At 68.6% G+C, this 20865-nt stretch carries 22 protein-coding genes; 8 read left to right on the top strand and 14 right to left on the bottom strand.

Going from position 1 to position 20865, the window contains the following annotated elements; translation table 11 throughout:
* Positions 1-75: 75 nt before the first annotated feature.
* From AKJ13_RS09195 to AKJ13_RS09185, 3 genes are all read right to left on the bottom strand, one after another.
* On the bottom strand, positions 76-771 hold the full coding sequence (locus AKJ13_RS09195) for a MotA/TolQ/ExbB proton channel family protein (protein ID WP_050733052.1): 696 nt from the start codon (positions 769-771) through the stop codon (positions 76-78).
* A gap of 132 nt (positions 772-903) precedes the next feature.
* The gene (locus tag AKJ13_RS09190) at positions 904-1380 is read right to left on the bottom strand and encodes a hypothetical protein (RefSeq protein ID WP_050733093.1); all 477 of its coding nucleotides are present in this window, start codon (positions 1378-1380) and stop codon (positions 904-906) included.
* Between the two features lie 62 nt (positions 1381-1442).
* Positions 1443-1898: a hypothetical protein gene (locus tag AKJ13_RS09185; protein WP_244471560.1), complete on the bottom strand. Its 456-nt coding sequence runs from the start codon at positions 1896-1898 to the stop codon at positions 1443-1445.
* 462 nt (positions 1899-2360) lie between these two features.
* On the opposite strand from AKJ13_RS09185, the gene AKJ13_RS09180 reads away from it, so the two are divergent.
* Both AKJ13_RS09180 and AKJ13_RS09175 read left to right on the top strand, forming a co-directional pair.
* The gene (locus tag AKJ13_RS09180) at positions 2361-2789 is read left to right on the top strand and encodes an Hsp20 family protein (protein WP_039902549.1); all 429 of its coding nucleotides are present in this window, start codon (positions 2361-2363) and stop codon (positions 2787-2789) included.
* 148 nt (positions 2790-2937) lie between these two features.
* Positions 2938-3222 (top strand): DUF1150 domain-containing protein, encoded by a 285-nt coding sequence (locus AKJ13_RS09175; RefSeq protein ID WP_007561386.1) that lies wholly within the window; start codon positions 2938-2940, stop codon positions 3220-3222.
* A gap of 19 nt (positions 3223-3241) precedes the next feature.
* Here the strand turns inward: AKJ13_RS09175 and AKJ13_RS09170 are convergent, their stop codons facing one another.
* On the bottom strand, positions 3242-4009 hold the full coding sequence (locus tag AKJ13_RS09170) for an alpha/beta hydrolase (RefSeq protein WP_050733050.1): 768 nt from the start codon (positions 4007-4009) through the stop codon (positions 3242-3244).
* Positions 4010-4179: 170 nt separating this feature from the next.
* Between AKJ13_RS09170 and AKJ13_RS09165 the strand changes: the two genes are divergently transcribed.
* On the top strand, positions 4180-5403 hold the full coding sequence (locus AKJ13_RS09165; RefSeq protein ID WP_050733049.1) for a glycosyltransferase family 4 protein: 1224 nt from the start codon (positions 4180-4182) through the stop codon (positions 5401-5403).
* A 10-nt stretch (positions 5404-5413) separates the two neighbouring features.
* Here AKJ13_RS09165 and AKJ13_RS09160 read toward each other — a convergent pair whose 3' ends face one another.
* The gene (locus AKJ13_RS09160; protein ID WP_050733048.1) at positions 5414-5827 is read right to left on the bottom strand and encodes a carboxymuconolactone decarboxylase family protein; all 414 of its coding nucleotides are present in this window, start codon (positions 5825-5827) and stop codon (positions 5414-5416) included.
* Positions 5760-6188 (bottom strand): MerR family transcriptional regulator, encoded by a 429-nt coding sequence (locus AKJ13_RS09155; protein ID WP_050733047.1) that lies wholly within the window; start codon positions 6186-6188, stop codon positions 5760-5762. Before AKJ13_RS09155 ends, AKJ13_RS09160 begins: the two co-directional genes overlap by 68 nt.
* Before the next feature lie 272 nt (positions 6189-6460).
* Here AKJ13_RS09155 and infC point away from each other — a divergent pair, with 272 nt between their 5' ends.
* Both infC and moeB read left to right on the top strand, forming a co-directional pair.
* Positions 6461-6982 carry a translation initiation factor IF-3 gene (infC, locus tag AKJ13_RS09150; protein WP_007561393.1) on the top strand — a complete coding sequence of 174 codons (522 nt, stop codon included), beginning with the start codon at positions 6461-6463 and terminating at the stop codon, positions 6980-6982.
* 97 nt (positions 6983-7079) lie between these two features.
* On the top strand, positions 7080-7859 hold the full coding sequence (moeB, locus tag AKJ13_RS09145; RefSeq protein WP_050733092.1) for a molybdopterin-synthase adenylyltransferase MoeB: 780 nt from the start codon (positions 7080-7082) through the stop codon (positions 7857-7859).
* Here moeB and AKJ13_RS09140 read toward each other — a convergent pair.
* From AKJ13_RS09140 to rpmI, 5 genes are all read right to left on the bottom strand, one after another.
* Positions 7848-8729 carry a DUF1186 domain-containing protein gene (locus AKJ13_RS09140; RefSeq protein WP_050733046.1) on the bottom strand — a complete coding sequence of 294 codons (882 nt, stop codon included), beginning with the start codon at positions 8727-8729 and terminating at the stop codon, positions 7848-7850. The genes moeB and AKJ13_RS09140 overlap by 12 nt on opposite strands.
* A gap of 10 nt (positions 8730-8739) precedes the next feature.
* Entirely contained in the window at positions 8740-11160 is a 2421-nt protein-coding gene (gene pheT, locus AKJ13_RS09135) for a phenylalanine--tRNA ligase subunit beta (protein WP_050733045.1), read from the bottom strand.
* 75 nt (positions 11161-11235) lie between these two features.
* Complete coding sequence (pheS, locus tag AKJ13_RS09130) at positions 11236-12318, bottom strand: phenylalanine--tRNA ligase subunit alpha (RefSeq protein ID WP_050733044.1); 1083 nt, start codon at positions 12316-12318, stop codon at positions 11236-11238.
* 162 nt (positions 12319-12480) lie between these two features.
* Positions 12481-12858, bottom strand: coding sequence for a 50S ribosomal protein L20 (gene rplT, locus AKJ13_RS09125; RefSeq protein WP_007561402.1), 378 nt, complete (start codon positions 12856-12858; stop codon positions 12481-12483).
* Positions 12859-12908: 50 nt separating this feature from the next.
* Positions 12909-13112 carry a 50S ribosomal protein L35 gene (gene rpmI / locus AKJ13_RS09120; protein WP_007561407.1) on the bottom strand — a complete coding sequence of 68 codons (204 nt, stop codon included), beginning with the start codon at positions 13110-13112 and terminating at the stop codon, positions 12909-12911.
* A gap of 384 nt (positions 13113-13496) precedes the next feature.
* On the opposite strand from rpmI, the gene AKJ13_RS09115 reads away from it, so the two are divergent.
* Complete coding sequence (locus tag AKJ13_RS09115) at positions 13497-14627, top strand: glycosyltransferase family 4 protein (RefSeq protein ID WP_007561409.1); 1131 nt, start codon at positions 13497-13499, stop codon at positions 14625-14627.
* Positions 14628-14775: 148 nt separating this feature from the next.
* Entirely contained in the window at positions 14776-17118 is a 2343-nt protein-coding gene (locus AKJ13_RS09110) for a glycogen debranching N-terminal domain-containing protein (RefSeq protein ID WP_050733043.1), read from the top strand.
* Between the two features lie 57 nt (positions 17119-17175).
* Here the strand turns inward: AKJ13_RS09110 and AKJ13_RS09105 are convergent, their stop codons facing one another.
* The gene (locus AKJ13_RS09105; RefSeq protein WP_144426216.1) at positions 17176-17625 is read right to left on the bottom strand and encodes a PilZ domain-containing protein; all 450 of its coding nucleotides are present in this window, start codon (positions 17623-17625) and stop codon (positions 17176-17178) included.
* Positions 17626-17772: 147 nt separating this feature from the next.
* Between AKJ13_RS09105 and dapE the strand changes: the two genes are divergently transcribed.
* Positions 17773-18942: a succinyl-diaminopimelate desuccinylase gene (dapE, locus tag AKJ13_RS09100; RefSeq protein ID WP_050733041.1), complete on the top strand. Its 1170-nt coding sequence runs from the start codon at positions 17773-17775 to the stop codon at positions 18940-18942.
* 237 nt (positions 18943-19179) lie between these two features.
* Here the strand turns inward: dapE and truA are convergent, their stop codons facing one another.
* Positions 19180-19932, bottom strand: coding sequence for a tRNA pseudouridine(38-40) synthase TruA (gene truA / locus AKJ13_RS09095; protein WP_050733040.1), 753 nt, complete (start codon positions 19930-19932; stop codon positions 19180-19182).
* Complete coding sequence (gene fmt / locus AKJ13_RS09090) at positions 19932-20861, bottom strand: methionyl-tRNA formyltransferase (protein ID WP_050733039.1); 930 nt, start codon at positions 20859-20861, stop codon at positions 19932-19934. Before fmt ends, truA begins: the two co-directional genes overlap by 1 nt.
* Between the last annotated feature and the right edge of the window lie 4 nt (positions 20862-20865).

Genomic DNA, 20865 nt, shown 5'->3' with positions numbered 1-20865 from the left:
TCGGCGGGCGCCTCAGATCACAGGGTCGGCGCCGAGCCGCGTTGCAGCGCGACGCGCCCCGGCACCGGCCGATGGCTACTCGGCGGCGGCGCGGTGCTGCCCGGCGCCGGTCCGCTCGCGGGCGAGGCGGTCGCCCAGCAGCGAGATGTAGGAGGTGAAAGAGCTCTGGATGCCGCCGATGTCGCCCGACAGCTTGTTGTAGGCCATCACCGCCGGGATCGCGACGACGAGGCCGATCGCGGTGGCGAACAGAGCCTCTGCGATGCCCGGTGCGACCACCGCCAGCGAGGTGTCCTGGCTCCGCGCGATCGACGAGAACGAGTTCATGATGCCCCAGACCGTCCCGAACAGGCCGACGAACGGGGCCGTGGAGCCGGAGGTCGCCAGCAGCGGCAACCCGGTGCGCAGGCGCTTCATCTCGAGGCCGAGGGCGCCGCGCATGGCCCGCTCGATCCGCTCGCGCCGCTCGGCCCGCGTCTCGGTCGGATCCTGGTCGCGCCACGCGTCGATGGCGGCCTTCAGGACATGCCCGGTGAGACCCTTGTGCGCGCCGTCGAGGCTTCCGCCCGAGCGCACCAGCGTCTCGAAGGCCTTGGCCTGACGCCGGGCGGCGGCGAGCCGGATGATCTTCTCGAATACCACGGTCCAGCAGGCGATCGAGGCGATGATCAGCAGGATCATCACGCCTTTCACGATCGGGTCGGCCTGGAGGAACAGGCCGAGGAACGAGAAGTCGTGGGCGGCCTCGGCCGGGGCTTGTGTCGGGTCCATCGCGGGCTCCTGGCGTCGTGGTGTCATGCGGCCCACGGCCGCCGTCTCATCGGGATGCGGCGAAAGCCGCTGACCGCCCGGCGGCTCTCGCTGCCGGGCGGCATCGTCGCAAAGTCCGTCGGACCGGCCGCTTCAGCGGTCGAAGGCGGGTCCTGCCTTCGTCTCGGTCTCGGTCCGCTCCAGGCAGGCCTCCCGGGCGGCGTCGCCACCGTCGCAGGTCAGGACGTCGTTCAGCAGCACCCGGCCGACCTTGGCGCAGGCGATGCCCGGGAAATCGAAGATCTTCACGGTCGTCTTGCGGCCCGGAAGCGGGCCGAGTTCCACCGCCACGCGCTTCTGAGCGACCCCCTCCGGGTCGAAGGCGAACAGATCGACCTTGTAGGATTTGAGGCCGGCGCCCTTCGAATTGTCGACCACGAGGGTCACCCGGCAGGCCTCGCCCGCGGTCTCAATCTTGTTCAGCTGCAGCTTCAGCGGTGCCTTCTCGGGCGCAGCCTCCTGGGCCAGGGCCGAGACGACGAGGAGCGCCGAGAGCGCCAGGCAGGCCGCCGTGTCGAGGGCGATTCGCCCGATCCGCCGACGGTACAGAGGGACGCTCAGGGCAAGCACCAACCGATTTCCTCTTCTCTTGAGCCCGACCGTAGCCGGGGAAGGCCGCTGACGCAGCCGATTCAGTGGAGCACGACCCTGCTCGGGCACGCCGTCGGCGCCAGGCGCTCGGCTGCCTCGTCGAGGGTGGCGACGGCGGCGCGAACCGCCGCGACGAGTCGGGGCGCCGCCTCACGCCCGGTAATCGCGGCCGCGGCTTCTTCGAGATCGGCCCAGAGCCGACGCCGGGCCCGGCCGATCAGCGCCACCAGTGCGCATTCGTGGCCCGTGACCCGACAGCAGCTGGCCGGCATGAACGACCAATCGTCCTCACGCTCCGCCCGGAGCGCCCGGACGATCGCGACCACGCTGGCCACGAACCGACACCCTTCCGCAGGACCGAGGAGCTGCTCCGCACCGTCGAAGGCCGCATTCCAGCATGCAACATCACTGGTCATGTAGCCGGCCGCCACGAATCGGGCGACCGACAACGCGAGGATGTCGGCCTCGTCGCCGCACACGTCGACGACACGCTGCATTGCCGTATGACTTGCCGGACTCGAAGGCGCGCTCATCGGGGCTCCGCTGCATCCCGCTGGGTTCCGGGAAGGCTCGGCAATCGCCCGCCCAGGCCGACGATTACCAGCGGCGGCAGTAGCTATGCCGGCCTTTCGGATCAAGGCCCGGCGTGAAAATCAGAGCAGTTCCAAACTGTTAGACGAAAGCGTGGCTGTAGCGATGCTTGCTTAAAGATCCTGCTTTCCGTTGCCTGAATCTCCCGCGTCGCGGGACTTTGTGTAGCGCCGCAAGCGATCCTCGAGTGAAATTAACCCGTTCCCTTGATGGGCTTGGGGCCGCCGGCCATATCTCTCTCTTGCCGGCGGCGTTCCGCCCGGCGGAGCGCTGTCCCGTGCGGGCTCCATGGTGTCGAGGTGCTCGGAGATCCGCGGGCTGCGGCTAGTCCCAGGGTCGGAGGCCTCGCTGTGAGGATGACGGCCGCGATGACTCGACCCTCGCCCTTCGGGCATCCGTTCCTGCTCGGCTTCGACGAGATCGAGCAGGCGCTCGACCGTGTCGCGAAGGGCGCCAACGACGGGTATCCCCCGTACAACATCGAGCGTCTGCCCCGCACCGAGCGGGAGCCGGAACGCCTGCGCATCACCCTGGCGGTTGCCGGGTTCACGCGCGATCAGCTCGACGTGATGCTGGAGGACAGCCAGCTCGTCGTCCGCGGTCGGCAGGTCGAGGAGCGCGAGCGGCACTTCCTGCACCGCGGCATCGCGGCGCGGCAATTCCAGCGAACCTTTCTGCTGGCCGACGGCATGGAAGTATTGGGAGCGGATCTCGCCAACGGCCTACTCTCGATCGATCTCGTCCGGCCGGAGCCGGATCGGATCGTGCGCAAGATCGATATCGGCGCCCGCGGCTAGCCCGCGGACGATTTCGGGACCGGTATGGATCCGGCGCGACGATGCGTTAGGTCGATTGATTGGGCGCCGGGAATCCCCACATCAGCGTGGAGCCACCGGTGCCTCCGGGACCGGAGGTGGACGCTCTGCCACCCCAGGAGGGCAAGACATGACGAACTTGAACGCATCGCCCCTGACCCCTGCCGATCTCGATCCGGCCGAGTTCAACCCCGCGGATCTCGCCGCGCTGGGCGAGGGGCACATCGCCTACGTCCGACCGATCCGGTCCGATGAGGTTCGCCGCCTGTTTCCGCAGGCACCGGAATTGATGCCGGGTCTCGACCTGTTCGCCCTGCTTTCGGCGAGCGGTGAGCCGATCATGCTGGCGGATTCGCGGGACGTGGTGCTGGCCAACGCGGTCGCCCAGGATCTCCACGCCGTCAGCCTGCATTGATCCCGGCCGACCATGCCGGTCAGCCGATTCCGGCCACCGCCGCCACGAGCCGCGCGATATCCTGCGGCCGCGACAGGCGGTGGTCGCCATCGGCGATCAGGGTGAGCACCGTGCCCTCGGCCGGAAGCCGTGCAACGGTCTTGAGCGCGTGCTGGTAGGGAACATCCGGGTCGCGCATACCCTGCAGAATGTTAACCGGGCAGCCGGGATCGAAAGGTCGCTCAAGCAGCCTGTTGCGGCGACCATCCTCGATCAGCGCGTAGGTGATGGGGTCGGGTTCGGGTGCGTAGTCACTTGGCCGCTTCAGAATTCCGGACCGCATCAGCGCGACGCGCCCCGCTTCATCCAGCTGCGCCCAGATCAGGTCCTCCGTGAAGTCGAGCGCCGGCGCGATCAGGACCAGCCCCGCATTCTTCTGGCCGCTCGCCGTCCGGTCCCGCGCGGCCAGGCAGGCGATCCAGCCCCCCATCGACGAGCCGACCAGGATCGGCGGCTCCTTGACGTAGGCCGCCAGGACGGCCTGGGCGTCCTCGAGCCAGGACGAGATGGTGCAGGCGGCGAAATCCCCGCTTGATGCGCCGTGTCCCGCATAATCGAACCGCACCAGGGCGCGGTTCTGCTCCGACGCCCAGGCGTCCAGGGCCGCGGCCTTGGTGGCGGTCATGTCCGAGCGAAATCCCCCCAGCCAGACCACAGGCGGTCCTGCGCCATCGCGTGCCCTGACGGCGATGCGCCGTTCGGCCGCTCCCGTGCCGACGGTAATGAAATCCGGCCCTGTATCGGTCATCGATGCCTCCCGTAGGCCTATGTCGAGCTTGAACAAGTCCTTCCCTGACCGGGTCGGCTTCAACCTCCGTTTACCAGACCGTAAAGCGCGACCGCGATGCTGGGGCAATGGGTACAAGTATGTTGCAGATGCCGGCGAGAGGCTTGCGTCTCCACGTCGACCGAGCGCGGATGGGTGACGTGACGCGCAGCCTTTCGGGTTTCCCCGCCGAAATCGATGTTCTCGCGGGTGCCCGCGTGCTGCAGATCATCCCGGAGCTCGATGCTGGGGGCGCCGAGCGGACCACGGTCGACGTGGCCGCCGCCCTCGCGGCGGTCGGCGCCAAGGCCTTGGTCGCCACCGAGGGCGGGCGCCTCATCGGCGAGCTGCAGGCCAAGGGCGGGCACTGGCTGCGATTCCCGGCCGCCTCGAAGAACCCGGCCAGCATGGCGATCAATGTCGTGCGCCTGATGGCCCTGTGCCGGCGCGAAGGCGTGCAGATCATCCACGCCCGGTCGCGGGCCCCGGCCTGGGTGGCGCTCGGCGCCGCGCGCCGGCTGGGCCTGCCGTTCGTGACAACCTATCACGGCAGCTATTCCGGCCGCACCGGCGTCAAGGTCCTGTACAATTCGGTGATGGCCCGCGGCGACGTGGTGATCGCCAACTCGCGCTACACCGCCGACCTGATCCATCGGCTGCATGCCGAGCAGGCCGGCGATCGGGTGCGGGTGATCCATCGCGGCACGGACCTCGCCGTGTTCAATCCTGTGGCGGTGGGGGCCGGACGGGTCGAAGCCCTGCGCCGGGCCTGGAACGTGGCGCCGCATGAGCGGGTGATCCTGCTCGCCGCCCGGCTCACCGCCTGGAAGGGGCACCGGGTTCTGATCGACGCCGCCGCGCAGATGCGCGACCGGGGCGTGCCGGATCTCGCCGTGGTGCTCGCCGGCGACCCTCAAGGACGAGCCGCTTACGAGCGCGAGCTCGATGCGCTGATCGCCGCACGCGGCCTTGGCGGCATCGTCCGCCGGGTCGGTCATTGCACCGACATGCCGGCGGCGTTCCGGGCGGCGTCCGTGGTCGCCGTGCCCTCCGTCGAGCCCGAGGCTTTCGGTCGCTCGGCCGTGGAAGCCCAGGCTTTGGGCGCGCCCGTGGTCGTCTCCGATCTGGGCGCCGTCCCCGAGACCGTGCTCGCACCGCCCGACGTCTCGGCCAGCCAGCGGACCGGCTGGCGCGTTCCGCCGGGCGACGCGGCAGCACTCGCCGCGGCCCTGACCGAGGCCCTGTCGCTGGGCGCCAGCGCCCGTGATGCGCTGGTCCGCCGTGGCCGCGCCCATGTCGAGGCGAATTTCTCGCTGGAGCGGATGGCCGGCGACACGCTCGCCGTCTACGCCGAATTGCTCGGCCGCCGGCCGTGATGCGCGGACCTTACTCCGGCGCGTGGTCGTTGGCAGCGTGCGTCGCGAAGACCTCCCTGGCGACGAACAGGCCGTTGAGGGCGGCCGGGAAGCCGGCATAGACCGACATTTGTATCAGGATTTCGATGATCTCGTCACGGGTCAGGCCGACATTGAGCCCAGCCGCAATATGTACCTTTAGCTGGGGCGCAGCGTTTCCGAGAGCCGCGAGCGCTGCGATGCTTGCGATCTCGCGGCTGCGAAGATCGAGGCCAGGCCGACAGTAGATGTCGCCGAACGGAAACTCGATCAGATAGCGGGCGAAATCCGGGGCGATGTCGGCCAAGGACGCAACGACCTGCGCGCCGGCTTGTCCATCAATCTTGGCGAGGGCTCGCTGTCCACGCGCGTACCGGCTTTCGAGTGAGGGTTGGGTCTGCGTCATCCTGCTTCTCCGCTTTCGCGCCGGCATATCCGGCGATCTTGGAGTCGAGGACGAGAAGGCAGGATTGGAATTCGGCGATCCGGCGCCGGACCTTTTCGCGATGCCGTTCTAGCAATTGCCGGCGTTCTTGGCCGGTGGCGTGGCCCTGCGCCCGCAAGTTCGCGTAACGTAGCATCTCGCTGATCGGCATCCCGGTCGCCTTTAGGCGACCGAGAAACGCAATCCAAGTCAGGATCGAAGCGTCGTAGTCCCGTCGTCCCGATCGGTCCCGGTCGGCGTAGGGCAGCAGGCCGATTCGCTCGTAATAGCGGAGCGTGTGGGCCGACAAGCCGGACCGCCTGGCGAGATCCCCGATCTTCATGGACGCCTGTTCTCGTCACGACGCCTGGACAGGTACCGCTTCGAGCGCACTCCAAGTCAAGGCAGACTCCGACCGACTCCCTCAGATGCGAGGCCGATTATTTCGTGCAGCGCGCCGGCGACCCGTTGACTCTGGGCGGGCTTCCGCCAACGTAGTATGTCCGGAAGGGACCGGAGCGGCTGGCGGTCAGGAGATCCTTGGAACGGGTCATCCGGTCCGCCGTTTCGTCGTTGCAGCAGGAGATCGAAGCCATTCGTAGACCGATGAGAGCCATGCCGGCCCCGCAGAAGGACGGGCCGCGCGCCAACCGCGACATTCGCGGGGTGCGAGAAGTGCAGCTGATCGACGATACCGGGCAGAACCGCGGCGTCGTCCCCTTCTTCGACGCGCTGACCCTCGCTGAAGAGGCCGGCCTCGATCTCGTGGAGATCGCGCCGAACTCGGTGCCTCCCGTCTGCAAGCTGCTCGATTACGGGCGCTTCCGCTTCAACGAGCAGAAGAAGCAGAACGAGGCGCGCAAGCGGCAGAAGACCGTCGAGGTCAAGGAGATCAAGCTCCGCCCCGGCATCGACAAGCACGATTACGACACCAAGATGAAGTCGGTTCACCGCTTCTTCGAGGAGGGCGACAAGGTCAAGGTGACCCTGCGCTTCCGCGGTCGTGAGATGGCTCACCAGGATATCGGTCTGCGCCTCCTGGAGCGCGTGAAGAACGAGACGGCCGAGATCGCCAAGGTGGAGAGCGAGCCGATGCTCGAAGGCCGCCAGATGATCATGATCCTGGCGCCGCGCTGATCCGTTTGCCAATTGCTGTTTACGCCGCCTCCTGATCGGGGCGGCGTTCGCGTGTGTGGTGCTTCCGTCCGGGAACGCGGGTGACTATCTCCTGCCGATGGCCCTGGCTCCCGAAGAGATCGAACGCTACGCCCGCCACCTCGTCCTGGCCGAGGTAGGCGGACCCGGTCAGGCGCGCCTCAAGGCGGCCCGGGTGCTGGTCATCGGGGCCGGGGGGCTCGGCGCCCCGCTGATCCAGTACCTCGCCGCGGCCGGGATCGGCACGATCGGCATCGTTGACGACGACACCGTCTCGCTCTCCAATCTCCAGCGGCAGGTGATCCACGGCACGCCGGATCTCGGCCGGCCGAAGGTCGAGAGCGCGGCCGACGCGGTGGCGCGGCTCAACCCGCACGTGACGGTGGTCCCGCACCCGTTCCGCATCACGCCGGACAACGCCGTCGATCTGATCGCGGGCTACGATCTCGTCGCCGACGGCTCGGACAACTTTGCCACCCGCTACGCGGTCTCGGACGCCTGTTTCCACGCGCGCCGCCCGCTGGTGACGGCCGCGCTCGGCCGGTTCGACGGCACGCTCACCACCATCCGGGCGCACGAGACCGGACCCGACGGCACGCCGAACCCGACCTACCGCTGCCTGTTCCCGAATCCGCCGCCGCCGGGCAGCGTGCCTGCCTGCGCCGAGGCCGGCGTGCTCGGGGCCCTGGCTGGTGTGATGGGTTCGCTGATGGCCATGGAGGTAATCCGCGCCGTGGCGGAGTTCGGCGAGCCGCTGGTCGGACGCCTGCTGATGGTCGATGCCCGGTCGATGCGGTTCGAGACGCTGAGCTACGGCTGGGATCCGGACAACCCGCTCAGCGGCGCCTCAGCCGAGTAGGGCGCCCGGCGGCATCCACGGCCCTTCGGCCTCGAGCTTGCCGAGGCAGCATTTCTTGAACTTCTTGCCCGAGCCGCAGGGGCAGGGATCGTTGCGCCCGACATCCTTGAGCGGGTTGCGCTGCGGCTCACCCGCGCCCTCCGCGGTCCAGTCGAGGGCTTCGACCGGATCGTCGAGATAGCCGTACTGATAGGGGCCGAGGCGGTCCCGGTCCTCGGGCTTGGTCTCAGCCTTGCGCAGGGCCTCCTTGAACCAGGCCGCATCGCTGATCTCATCGGTGATCCGGCCGTCGGCCCGGGCCGCCGCAGCGCGGGGCGCGAGATCGCGGAAGCCGAGATGGGCGATTGCCTCCTCCCAGCTTACCCAGGCTGGTCCCTCCTCGACGGCCGCCTTCGCATCGTCGAACCGGACCAGCAACGCGTGCATCGCGTCGCGTTCGATGCGGCCTTCCAGCGTCAGGAAGGTGCAGGCCGACAGCAGCGCCATGCGGGTGAGATCGTCGACGGTGCTGTCGAGGATCAGCCGGAACAGGGGCTGGTGATCGCCGTCGAACAGGCTGGACACGATCTTGGACAGGGTCGCCGTCACGGCATCCCCCAGCACCGCGTCGAGCGTTTCCTCGTCCTGCCGGAGCAGCTTGAGGAGCGGCGCCAGGGCGCGGGTGTCCCGGGCATGCGCCATCACGTGCAGGCCCCAGAACAGGAGGTTCTCCTGCTCCGGCGCGAGTTCGCGCCCCTCGGCGGCGGCCTCCAGCAGCGGCAGCGTCGCCTCCGCGATCTCGACCGGATGCGCCAGCGCCTCGCGCAGGGCCTTGGTCGGCCGGTACTCGGACGCCGCCAGGTCTTCGATGAGGGCCGCGATTCGGCTCATGCCGTTCTCCTCAGCCGCGCAGGGTCGCGCCGGTCCGGCGGGAAACCTCAGCCACGATCTTGGCGCTCACCGCCTCGATTTCGGCATCGGTCAGGGTGCGCTCCACCGGCTGCAGGCGGACCGCGATCGCCACCGATTTCGAGCCTTCCGGCACGCCGGTCCCCTCGTAGAGGTCGAACACCTCGACGCCGGTGACGAGCTTGCGCTCCGCCCCCTGGGCCGCCTTGACGATATCGCCCGCCGGCACGTCGCGCCCGACCACGAAAGCGAAGTCCCGGGACAGGGGCTGGAACTCCGACAGGGCCAGGGTGGGCTTGGCCTTGGTCGGCTTGTGCTTGGGCAGCGGCAGCGCGTCGAGCACGATTTCGAACGCCACCAAGCTGCCCTTGAGGTCGAGGGCCTGAAGGGTCCGCGGATGGACCTCGCCGAACCAGCCGATCTCGGATTTCGGACCGAAACGCAGGGTGCCCGAGCGGCCCGGATGGAGCCAGGACGGCCCGCCCGCGGTCACCTGCAGGCCCCCGGTCGGCACGCCGAGGGTGCCCAGCAGCGCCAGCGCATCGGCCTTGGCGTCGAAGACATCCACGGTCTTGGCCGATCCGTCCCAGCGGCGTCCGGCGCCCGCCAGGGTGGCGCTGCCCCGCCGCACCGCGGCGGCGCGGATGCTCTGGCCCTCCGGCTGGTCCGTGGCGAAGCACTGGCCCACCTCGAACAGGGCCGCGTCCGGATAGCCGCGATCGGCGTTGCGCTGCGCCGCTCGCAGGAGCCCCGGCACGAGGCTCGGGCGCATGTCGGACAATTCCGATGCGATCGGGTTGGCCAGCACCAGATCGGCGCCGCCGCCGCCGAACAGCTCGGCATCGGCATGCGGGACGAACGACCAGGTCACCGCCTCCATCAGACCGCGGCTTGCCAGGGCGCGCTTGGCGGTGCGGGTGCGCTTCTGCATCACGGTGAGCAGCGACCGGCCGATCCCGGCGAGCCGCGGCAGGGGCTTCGGCTCGACCCGGTCGAGGCCGGCGATGCGGATGACCTCCTCGACGAGGTCGGCCTTCCCTTCCACGTCTGGCCGCCAGGACGGCGTCAGGACTTTCACCCGATCGCCGGTGCCGGAGATGTGGAAGCCCAGCGTCTCCAGGATCAGCTTGATCTCGATCCGCGGCAGCTCGATGCCGGCCAGGCGCCGCACCTCGGTCCACGGGAAATCGATGATCCGCTCGGTTTCCGGCGGCTCGCCGGCGATCGTCGCCTCGGACGGCGTGCCGCCGCAGAGATCCATCACCAGGCGCGTCGCCAGGTCCAGGCCCGGCAGCGTGAAGGCCGGATCGACTCCGCGCTCGAACCGGTAGCGCGCATCGGTGATGATGCCGAGGCGCCGGCCGGACTGGGCGATGTTGGCCGGGTCCCACAGGGCGGATTCGATCAGTACGTCCGTGGTGGTCTCATCGCAGCCGGAGGCTTGCCCGCCCATGATGCCGGCGATCGATTCGACACCGGCCCGATCGGCGATCACCACCGTGTCGTCGGTGAGGGTATGGGTGCGCCCATCCAGTGCGACGAGGCTCTCGCCGTTCTGCGCCCGCCGCACCGTCAGCTTGCCCGAGACCTTGGCGGCGTCGAACACGTGCAGGGGCCGGCCCCGGTCGAAGGTGACGTAGTTGGTGATGTCCACCAGGGCGTTGATCGGGCGAAGCCCGATCGCCCGCAGCCGGGCCTGCATCCAGGCGGGCGACGGACCGTTCTTCACGCCCCGCACCAGCCGCAGGGCGAAGAGCGGGCAGAGCTGCCGGTCCTCCGGCGCGAAGCTGAGGTCGATCTCGACCGGGCAGGGGCCTTCGCCCCGCACGCCCGGAAGCGCCTCATGCTTGAGCGTGCCGATCCCGGCCGCCGCCAGGTCGCGGGCGATGCCGTGTACCGAGGTGCAATCCGGGCGGTTCGGCGTCAAGTTGATCTCGATGACCGGGTCGTCGAGGCCGGCATAGAGCGCGTAGCCCTGGCCCACGGGCGCCTCGGCCGGCAGCTCGAGAATGCCGTCATGGTCCTCGCCGAGGCCGAGTTCGGAACCCGAGCACAGCATGCCGTGGCTCTCGACCCTGCGGATCGTGCCGACCGAGAGCGTGATCCCCTTGCCGGGCACGTAGGTGCCGGGCGGCGCGAACACCGTGACGAGGCCAGCGCGGGCGTTCGGCGCACCGCAGACCACCTGCACGGGCGCGCCCACGCCGGTCTCGACGGTGCACACCCGGAGCCGGTCGGCGTTGGGGTGCTGCTCGGCGGTCAGGATTCGGGCGACCACGTAAGGCTTGAGTGCGGCCGCCTTGTCCTCGACACCTTCGACTTCGAGGCCGATCCGCGTCAGCGTCTCTGCGATCGTGTCGAGGGACGCCTCGGTGTCGAGATGTTCCTTGAGCCAGGAGAGGGTGAATTTCATCGTTCTTCTAGGGGCGAGAGGACGAGAGGGATGATGGGACTGGTTTCCCGGTCGGTCGGGCCGACCTCCGTCGTATCACCCCGTCAAACCGCCGATCAGGCTCGGCACGTCCAGCGGCCGGAAGCCGTAATGGTCGAGCCAGCGGACATCCGCCTCGAAGAACGGCCGCAGGTCCGGCATGCCGTATTTAAGCATGGCGATGCGGTCGATGCCGACCCCGAAGGCGAAGCCCTGCACCGCGTCCGGATCGAGGCCGCAATTGCGCAGCACGTTCGGGTGCACCATCCCGCAGCCCAGGATCTCCAGCCAGTCGGTGCCCTCGCCGAAGCGGATCTCGCCGCCCTTGCGCGAGCACTGGATGTCCACCTCGGCCGACGGTTCGGTGAACGGGAAGAACGAGGGGCGGAAGCGCATCTTCACGCCGTCGACCTCGAAGAAGGCCTTGCAGAACTCTTCCAGCACCCATTTCAGGTTGGCGATGTTGGCCGCCGTGTCGATCACGAGCCCCTCGACCTGATGAAACATCGGCGTGTGGGTCTGGTCGGAATCGTGCCGGTAGGTCCGGCCCGGGATGATCACCCGGATAGGCGGCGTCTGCGAGCGCATCGTGCGGATCTGCACCGGCGACGTGTGGGTGCGCAGCACCTTGCGCGTCCCGGTATGGTCCGGCGCCAGGAAGAACGTGTCGTGCATCTCCCGGGCCGGGTGGCCGGGCGGGAAGTTCAGCGCGGTGAAGTTCAGCTCGTCCGTCTCGATATCCGGGCCCTCGGCGACGGCGAAGCCCATATCGGCGAAGATCGCGGTAATCTCGTCGATCACCTGGGTGATCGGGTGTATCCGGCCTCGCACCTCCGGGGCCTCGCGCAGGGGCAGGGTGACGTCGACCCGCTCGGAGGCGAGCCGGGCTTCCAGGGCGGCTTCGACCAGGGCGCTCTTGCGCTCCGTGACGGCGCTCTGGATCCGGTCGCGCAGGCCGTTGATCAGGGGGCCGCGCTCCTTGCGCTCCTCGGGCGTCATGGCGCCCAGCGTCTTGAGCAGGTCCGAGACGCTGCCCTTCTTGCCCAGCGCGGCCACGCGCACCGCATCGAGGGCGGCTTCGTCGGCCGCCGCCGTCACCTGGGCCAGGAGATCGCGTTCGAGGGTGTCGAGATCGGTCATCGCTGTCTTCGAGCAGGGGTGTCGGAGCCGTCGTCGCGGCGTGCTCTCGCGCGTTGTTCGTCCGCGCGCAAGCGCGCGGGGGGCGTATCGCCCCCCAGAACGACGAAGGCGCGACTCTCAGGGGAGAGCCGCGCCTTCCTGTGTCTCGCCGCAGGCCTGAGGTCAGGCGGCCTTGGCGGTGGTCTCGGGGAGGGCGGCCTTGGCCTTCTCGACCACGGCGGCAAAGCTCGCCGGCTCGTGGATCGCCAGCTCCGACAGCGCCTTGCGGTCGACGACGATGCCAGACTTGGCCAGACCGTTGATGAAGCGCGAATAGGTCAGGCCGTGCTCGCGCACCGCCGCGTTGAGGCGCTGGATCCAGAGTGCGCGGAACGTGCGCTTCTTATTCTTGCGGTCGCGATAGGCATACTGCATGCCCTTCTCGACCGCCTGCTTGGCGATGCGGATCGTATTCTTACGCCGGCCGTAATAGCCCTTGGCGGCCTTCAGAACTTTTTTGTGCTTTGCGTGACTGGTCACGCCGCGCTTCACGCGGGCCATCGGTTATCTCCTGGGTTCGACGAAAGACAGTGGCAACGGGTGTCGAAGGCTTACCGCGCGTTCGGCAGGAAGTACTTCTTCACGTTGGCGGCATCGCCCTCGAACAGGGTCGTGGTGCCGCGCAGGTTGCGGATCTGCTTGGTCGTCCGCTTGATCATCCCGTGGCGCTTGCCGGCCTGGGCGTACATCACCTTGCCGGTGCCGGTGATTTTGAAGCGCTTCTTGGCGCCTGATTTGGTCTTCAGCTTGGGCATTTGGCTCTCCGTTGCGCGAAAATCCCTCTGGCCGCCCCGCGAGGGTCGGATGAGGTGTGCGCGATGATGCTTCTGGTGGAGCAGCACGAGCCGCCACGGCAGCCCTATCGGCCGGGCGGTTCGACGCAGTGCGGCTTATGACAGAAACACGCAGCCACGGCAACGGCTTCCGGGCCGGGTCGGCGCAACCGGCCCACCACGGCGTCTACCAGCGTGAGGCCGCTCGCATCGGGGAATGCGGGGACAGCTCCCGCGGCGCACAAAACTGGTCGCGACAACCCCTCGGCGCAGGAACCATAACCTTGGCCGTCGGTTTCATTCATGTCCCGCTCAGGCCGGCAGGGTTAGACCCCCCGTCAAATACGGCCAACCAGGAGACACTTCGTGCGCATTGCCCAGATCGCTCCGTTGTCGGAGGCCGTCCCTCCGAAGTTCTACGGCGGCACCGAGCGCGTCGTCAGCTGGATCACCGAGGAACTGGTCCGCCAGGGCCACGACGTCACTCTCTTCGCCAGCGGTGATTCGGAGACGTCCGCCAAGCTCGCGGCCTGCACGCCTGAGGGGCTGCGGCTGCTCGGCTACCGCGATCACACGGCCAGCCACCTGGCCATGCTGCATCAGGTGCACCGTCGGGCCCACGAGTTCGACATTCTGCACTTCCACATCGACCTGCTTCAGTATCCGATGTTCGAGGATCTGAACCACAAGTGCATCACGACGATGCACGGGCGGCTCGACGTGCCGGACTTCATGCCCGTCTATCGCACCTTCACGGGCATGCCGCTGGTCTCGATCTCCGACAACCAGCGCGAGCCGATGCCGCCAAACGTCAACTGGCTGGCGACGATCCATCACGGCCTGCCGTCGCAGAACTGCCCATACTCCCCGGAGGCCAAGGGCGGTTACCTGGCGTTCCTCGGCCGCATCTCTCCCGAGAAGCGTCCCGATCGCGCCATCGAGATGGCGATCCGGTCCGGCACGCCACTGAAGATCGCCGCGAAGGTCGACAAGGCCGACCAGGATTACTGGGATGAGGTCATCGAGCCGATGACCCATCACCCGCTGGTCGAGTATATCGGCGAGATCAACGAGGAGCAGAAGAAGGCCTTCCTCGGAAACGCCCTAGCGCTCGCTTTCCCGATCGACTGGCCGGAGCCCTTCGGCCTGGTCATGATCGAGGCGATGTCGGCCGGTACGCCGGTGATCGCCTTCCGCAATGGCTCGGTGCCGGAGGTGATCAAGGACGGCGTGAGCGGCGTGCTCTGCCAGACCATGGACGACGCGGTCGAGGCCGTGGCCAAGGTGAAGACCATGAGCCGCGAGGGCGTACGCCGCCACTTCGAGGGTCAGTTCACCGCCGAGTGCATGGTCAAGAAATATGTCGCCGCCTACGAGGAGCTGCTCTCCCGCGGCGCCGACGTGATCCAGCTGCCGAAATCCGGTTTTACGCCGCATTACGGCGACGTGAATGGCTCTGCGCGGCCGGCGATCTCGGTCGCGGCGATGCCGGCCTGAGCACCGGCATCGGGCTTGCGAGAGACGGCCGGCCCGGCCTAGCGTCGTAAAGGCGCCTCATCCGAATGGTCACGAGGGCCGCCGCATCAGAGCCGATGCGGCGGCCCTCTCGATTCGTACCCCTCACACGCACTCGGAGACGTTCTGCATGGCGGCGGAGAATACGGCGGCCCACAATGCGGCCGCCCGGACACAGGCCAGCACCGTCACGGTGGCGCCCGGCTTCCAGGACGCCGACGATGTGCTGCCGACCTACCACATCGAGGCCCATACCTCCCTGGTCGAGCGCCCCCTGCGGGCGCTGAAGTTCGGCGAGGCGTTCGGGGTTCTGGATTCCTACGGCGATATCGGCGTCCAGCCCGGGCCGGAGGGCCTGTATTTCCAGGATACCCGCTATCTTTCCCGGCTCGAACTGACCGTGGAGGGCCAGCGCCCGCTGATGCTGTCCTCGGTGATGCAGGACGACAACGGCGCGCTCAGCGTCGACATGACGACGCCCGACATCCGTCTCGACGCCCATGACGAGACCTCGATCCCGCGCGAGACGATCGCGATCGAGCGCACGAAGTTTCTGTTCCGTGGCGCCTGCTACGACCGGATCGGCCTGCGCTCATTCGATTCCAAGTACCGCCGCCTGCGCATCGCCGTCACCTTCGACGCGGATTACCGCGACCTGTTCGAAGTGCGCGGCACCGACCGCAAGGAGCGCGGCAAGCGCGGCGTCCTGGTGGCGAGCGACCGGGAGGTGCAGTTCCGCTATGTCGGGCTCGATGAAATCGTGCGCACCACCTCGTTGCACTTCGGCCCCAAGCCGGATCTGATCGAGCCGGGCCGCGTCGCCTTCGACGTTTCCCTGCCGCCGGAGGGCCGCGCCTCCCTGTTCATTCGCGTGACCTTCGAAGCGCACCGGGCCTTCACCAAGCCGCCGAGCGGCGAGATGGTCGGCGAGGATGCGGCCGCGAAGCTGACCCTGGCGGCCAATGTCGGGGGCGCCCGGCGTGAGCCGAAGGATCTGGGCGAGGGGACAATCTTCGCCCGGGCCTACCGCGATTCGCGTCGAGATCTGCGCGAGCTGACCGCCGGGATCACCACGATCATCTCGTCGAACGACCAATTCAACGAAGGCCTGTGCCGGGCCACCGCAGACCTCTACATGCTCGCGAGCCGGACCCCCGAGGGGATCTACCCGTTTGCCGGTATCCCCTGGTATTCGACGGTGTTCGGCCGCGACGGCATCATCACGGCCCTGATGGCGCTGTGGATCGATCCGAAATTCGGCCGCGGCGTCCTGCGCTACCTCGCCGCCACCCAGGCCAAGGCGGTCGATCCCGCGGCCGATGCCCAGCCCGGCAAGGTGCTGCACGAGACCCGCCGGGGCGAGATGGCGATGCTCGGCGAGGTGCCGTTCCGCCACTATTACGGCACGATCGACGGCACGCCGCTTTTCGTGATGCTGGCGTGGGAATATTACGCGGTGACGGGCGACTTGGAGACCATCCGGGCGATCTGGCCGTCGCTCGAACTCGCGCTGGAATGGATGGATCGCTACGGCGACCGGGACGGCGACGGCTTCGTCGAATACGCCCGCGACACCGACAAGGGTCTCGAGAACCAGGGCTGGAAGGACAGCCACGATTCGATCTTCCACACCGACGGCCAGCTGGCCAAGGGCCCGATCGCCCTGTGCGAGGTTCAAGGCTACGTCTATGCCGCCAAGAACGGCATGGCCAAGCTCGCCGCGCTCCTTGGGCACGACCCGATGGCCGAGCGCCTCTCGCACGAGGCGGCCGCCCTTCGCGACCGGTTCGATGCAGCCTTCTGGAACGAAGAGATCGGCACCTACGCGCTGGCGCTCGATGGCGCCAAGAAGCAATGCGCGGTGCGCTCGTCGAATGCCGGGCACGCGCTGTTCACCGGCATCGCCAAGCCGGAGCGGGCGGCCCGGGTCGCCGAGACCCTGCTGTGCAAGGACGGCTTCAACGGCTGGGGCGTGCGGACCATCGCCAAGGGCGAGGCCCGCTACAACCCGATGTCCTACCACAACGGCTCGATCTGGCCGCACGACAACGCCCTGATCGCGATGGGGCTTGCCCGCTACGACCGCAAGCACGAGGCCGCGCGCATCTTCCAGGGGATGTTCGACACCGCGCTCTACCAGGACCAGAAGCGCCTGCCGGAGCTGTTCTGCGGCTTCATGCGTCGACGCCAGCGCGGCCCCGTCGCCTACCCGGTCGCCTGTAGCCCGCAGGCCTGGGCGGCGGCGGCGCCGTTCGCGTTCCTGGCCGCCTGCCTCGGCCTGGAGCTCGACCACGACCGCAACAGCGTCCGGCTGAAGAACCCGATCCTGCCGGGCTTCCTCGATGGCGTAACGCTCTACAACGTCAAGCTGGGGGCCTCGCGCCTGGATATCCGGTTCCAGCGCTACGACGACGACGTCACCGTGTCGGTACTGCGCCGTCATGGCGACGTGCAGGTGATCGTAACGAAATAGGCCTGCGCACCTCCCGCCGCGGCCCGGTGACGGCGCCGCGTCGGGAGGCGCCAATACTCAGGTGTCGCTGCCCGGCAAATCAAGCACGATCGCGGCGGCGTCGGCTCTCTGCCAGACCCGCCGGACCGGATAACTCCTGTCATGGCCGGGCACAGCAAGGGTGAAGGTCAGCGGCAAGCGATGCCGACGCGAGACCGAGAGCATCGCGCCGGTCGGCGACATGTCCCGCACAATGCAGGGGACCGAATCGCCGTCGGGATACTGGATCGTCGCCGGGATCAGCACGTCCCGCCGCTGGCCGTCGCGCCTGTTGACCGTCTGATCGACCGGGACGCCACCCGCCCTGCTTCCCATCTGCTCCATCCCTTCATGCGTTGATTGTTTGCGCGCAGCATGCGGACCACAGGACTGAAAAAGTCTGACCGTGCCGCCGATCAGGACTGACTTCACGCGCTTGTGTGACAGGCCGGCAATCCGGCAAACTTTAGTCGACCGGAAGCGCTCCACGTTCGGGATATTTAGAGCCCGCGCGGCGGTGATCCGGTTCTGCTCCCCGTCGGACCTCGATGCTCGGACCCGGCGCGCGGGACAGCCCGGATCTGCGCGACTTGGTGTAAGGGGCACAGCCAGCCTATCCACCTCGGGACACGCCCCATGCCGGCCGATCATTCCGCTCTGTCGCTCGCTCGAGCGCTGATCCGCTGCCCCTCGGTGACACCGGAGGATCGCGGCGCCCTCGATGTGGTGGCGCAGGCGCTGAGCGGGGCGGGTTTCTCGGTGGAGCGGCCGGTCTTCTCCGAGCCGGGCTATCCCGACACCCCGAACCTCTACGCACGGATCGGTGATCGCGGGCCGTGCCTCGTCTTCGCCGGGCACACGGATGTCGTACCGGAAGGCGACGGCGCTTGGCGCCACGGCCCGTTCGAGGCCACGGTGGCGGATGGCCTGCTCTACGGGCGCGGCGCCGCCGACATGAAGGGCGGCATCGCCTGCATGCTGGCCGCGACCCTGGCGTTCGTCGCGCGTCGGGGCGGCACGGTCCCGGGCTCGATCGCCTTCTTGATCACCGGCGACGAGGAGGGACCCGCGGTCAACGGAACGGTCAAGCTGCTCGACTGGGCCCGCGCCCGGGGCGAGCGCTTCGACCACTGCCTGCTGGGCGAGCCGACCAATCCGGGGCGGCTCGGCGAGATGATCAAGATCGGCCGCCGCGGCTCGCTCACCGGCAAGCTGACCGTGCTCGGGCGCCAGGGCCACGTCGCCTACCCGCACAAGGCCGAGAATCCGATCCCCGGGCTGCTGCGGCTCGCCTCGGCGCTGGTGGCGGAGCCGCTCGACGGCGGCACCGCCCATTTCGACGCCTCGAACCTCGAATTCACGACTATCGATGTCGGCAACCCCGCCACCAACGTGATTCCGGCGACCGCCCGGGCCACGTTCAACGTCCGGTTCAACGACGACTGGACTGCGGCCAGCCTCGGGGCCGAGCTCCGCCGGCGGCTCGAGCAGGCCGCCGGCAACGCCGTGCGCTTCAGCCTCGACCTGCAGCCCTCGAACGCCCCGGCCTTCCTGACCCAGCCCGACGCTTTCGTGGATTTGGTCTCCCGGGCGATCCAGGTCGAGACCGGCCTGACGCCGACGCTGTCGACCACCGGCGGCACCTCGGATGCCCGGTTCATCAAGGGTGCCTGCCCGGTGATCGAGTTCGGCCTGGTGGGCGAGACGATGCACCAGGTCGATGAATGCGTGGCCGTGGCCGATATCGAGCGGCTGACGGCGATTTATGAGCGGGTGCTGGAGGATTATTTTCCCGCGGAGCGCTGACCGCCTGAAGCACAGGCAGATCCCGTTCGACCGGTCTTTCCAACGCACGCCCACATCATGACATGCCCGGCGATCGCAGATCGCTGGGCCTCGAAGGAACCCTCCAGGGGTCGCACGGCCGGCTGGAAGGCTCCTTCGAGGCCTCCGCTTCGCTTCGTCACCTTAGGATGAGAGGAGGGTGGGATCTCGGACGCCGAGTATCGTCACCCGCCGGAAATCGCGATTTCGAAAAATCTCTCAGGCGTAATCCACCCCCACGAAGGTCAGCCCACAGGCCGGCGCCAGCGGCCCGCACCGGCGCTTCTCTCCCGAGGCCAGGATGTCGGCGACGTCGTCACCTGAGAGGCGTCCGCAGCCGGCCAGCATCAGCGTCCCGACCATGGCCCGCACCTGATGGTGCAGGAACGAGCGCGCGCAGGTCCTCACCACGATCTCCTCGTGCAGCGCCATCGTGGTGCGGGCTACGTCGAGCTGCTCCAGCGTCCGCACGGGGCTGTTCGCCTGGCACTCGGCCGCGCGGAAAGCGGAGAAGTCGTGGAGACCGACAAGGCGCTGGGCGGCGTCATGCATCGCATCCGGGTCGAGCGGCCAGGGCACGTGCCAGACATGGGCGCGGGTCAGGGCCGCAGGGCTGCGGCGGTTGAGGATGCGGTAGCGGTAGTGCCGGCGGATCGCCGAGTGCCGGGCGTCGAAGCTCGGCGGGACGATCTCGGCGAAGAGCACGGCCACGGGGTGCGGCCGCAGATGGGCGTTGATGGCGTCGCGGACCGTGTCGGTCGGCCAGTCCTTGGCGAGGTCGAGATGGGCAACTTGGTGGATGGCGTGCACACCGGCATCGGTCCGGCCGGCGCAGGTGAGCCGGGCATCCTCGCCGGAGAAGCGCGTCACCGCCGCCTCGATCGCGCCCTGGACCGTGGCTTCGTCGGCCTGACGCTGCCAGCCGCAGAACGGCGTGCCGTCGTATTCGATGACGAGCTTGTAGCGGGGCATCAGCCGAGATGCGTGCCGGGCGCGATGCGCGCGCCGCGCACGAACTCGGCGCCGCTGGTGCTGCCGCCCTTGCCGGCCCGGCGCAGCTCCGTCAGCCGAACCGCCCCTGTGCCGCAGGCGACCAGGCCCTCGGCATCGAGGAGCGTTCCCGGCGCGCCCGTGCCAGCGCCGGCCGCGGCGCGCAGGACCTTCACCCGCTCCGGCCCCTTGCGGAGATCAACCGCGAAGAACGCCCCCGGGAACGGCGACAGGCCGTTGATCCGGTTCGCGACCTCCACGGCCGGAAGCAACCAATCGATCCGCGCCTCGTCGTTGCTGATCTTGTGCGCGTAGACGACGCCCTCCGCCGCCTGCGGCGTGAAGGTCAGGGCGCCCCGGTCCAGGCGCTCGAGGGCCTGGGACATCAGCTCGGCCCCGAGCGGCATCAGGGCGTCGTGCAATTCGCCGGCGGTCATGCCCGGCGCGATCGGAACGCGTCCCTCCAGGGCGACGGGGCCGGTATCGAGCCCGGCCTCCATGCGCATGATGCCGACGCCGCTCTCGGCGTCTCCAGCCATCACGGCGCGCTGGATCGGCGCGGCTCCCCGCCAGCGCGGCAGCAGCGATCCATGCAGGTTGAGGCAGCCGTGCCTCGGCACATCCAGGATCGCCTGCGGCAGCAGCATCCCGTACGCGACCACGACGGCGACGTCGGCCCGGTGCCCGGCGAAGGTTGCGGCGGCGTCCGGGCTGCGCAGGCTTGCCGGCGTCAGGACCGGAATGCCGAGACTGTCGGCCAGCGCGTGGACCGGCGAGGGCCGCAGACTCATCCCGCGGCCGGCCTTGGCGGGCGCTCGGGTGTAGACGGCGGCGATATCGTGACCGTCCTGCGCAAGCCGCGCCAGTGTTGGCACCGCGAAATCCGGCGTGCCCATGAAGACGACGCGCATCGGG

The organism is Methylobacterium sp. ARG-1, from assembly GCF_001262595.1.
Classification (GTDB): domain Bacteria; phylum Pseudomonadota; class Alphaproteobacteria; order Rhizobiales; family Beijerinckiaceae; genus Methylobacterium; species Methylobacterium brachiatum.
This window is presented reverse-complemented; position numbering and strand designations above follow the sequence as displayed.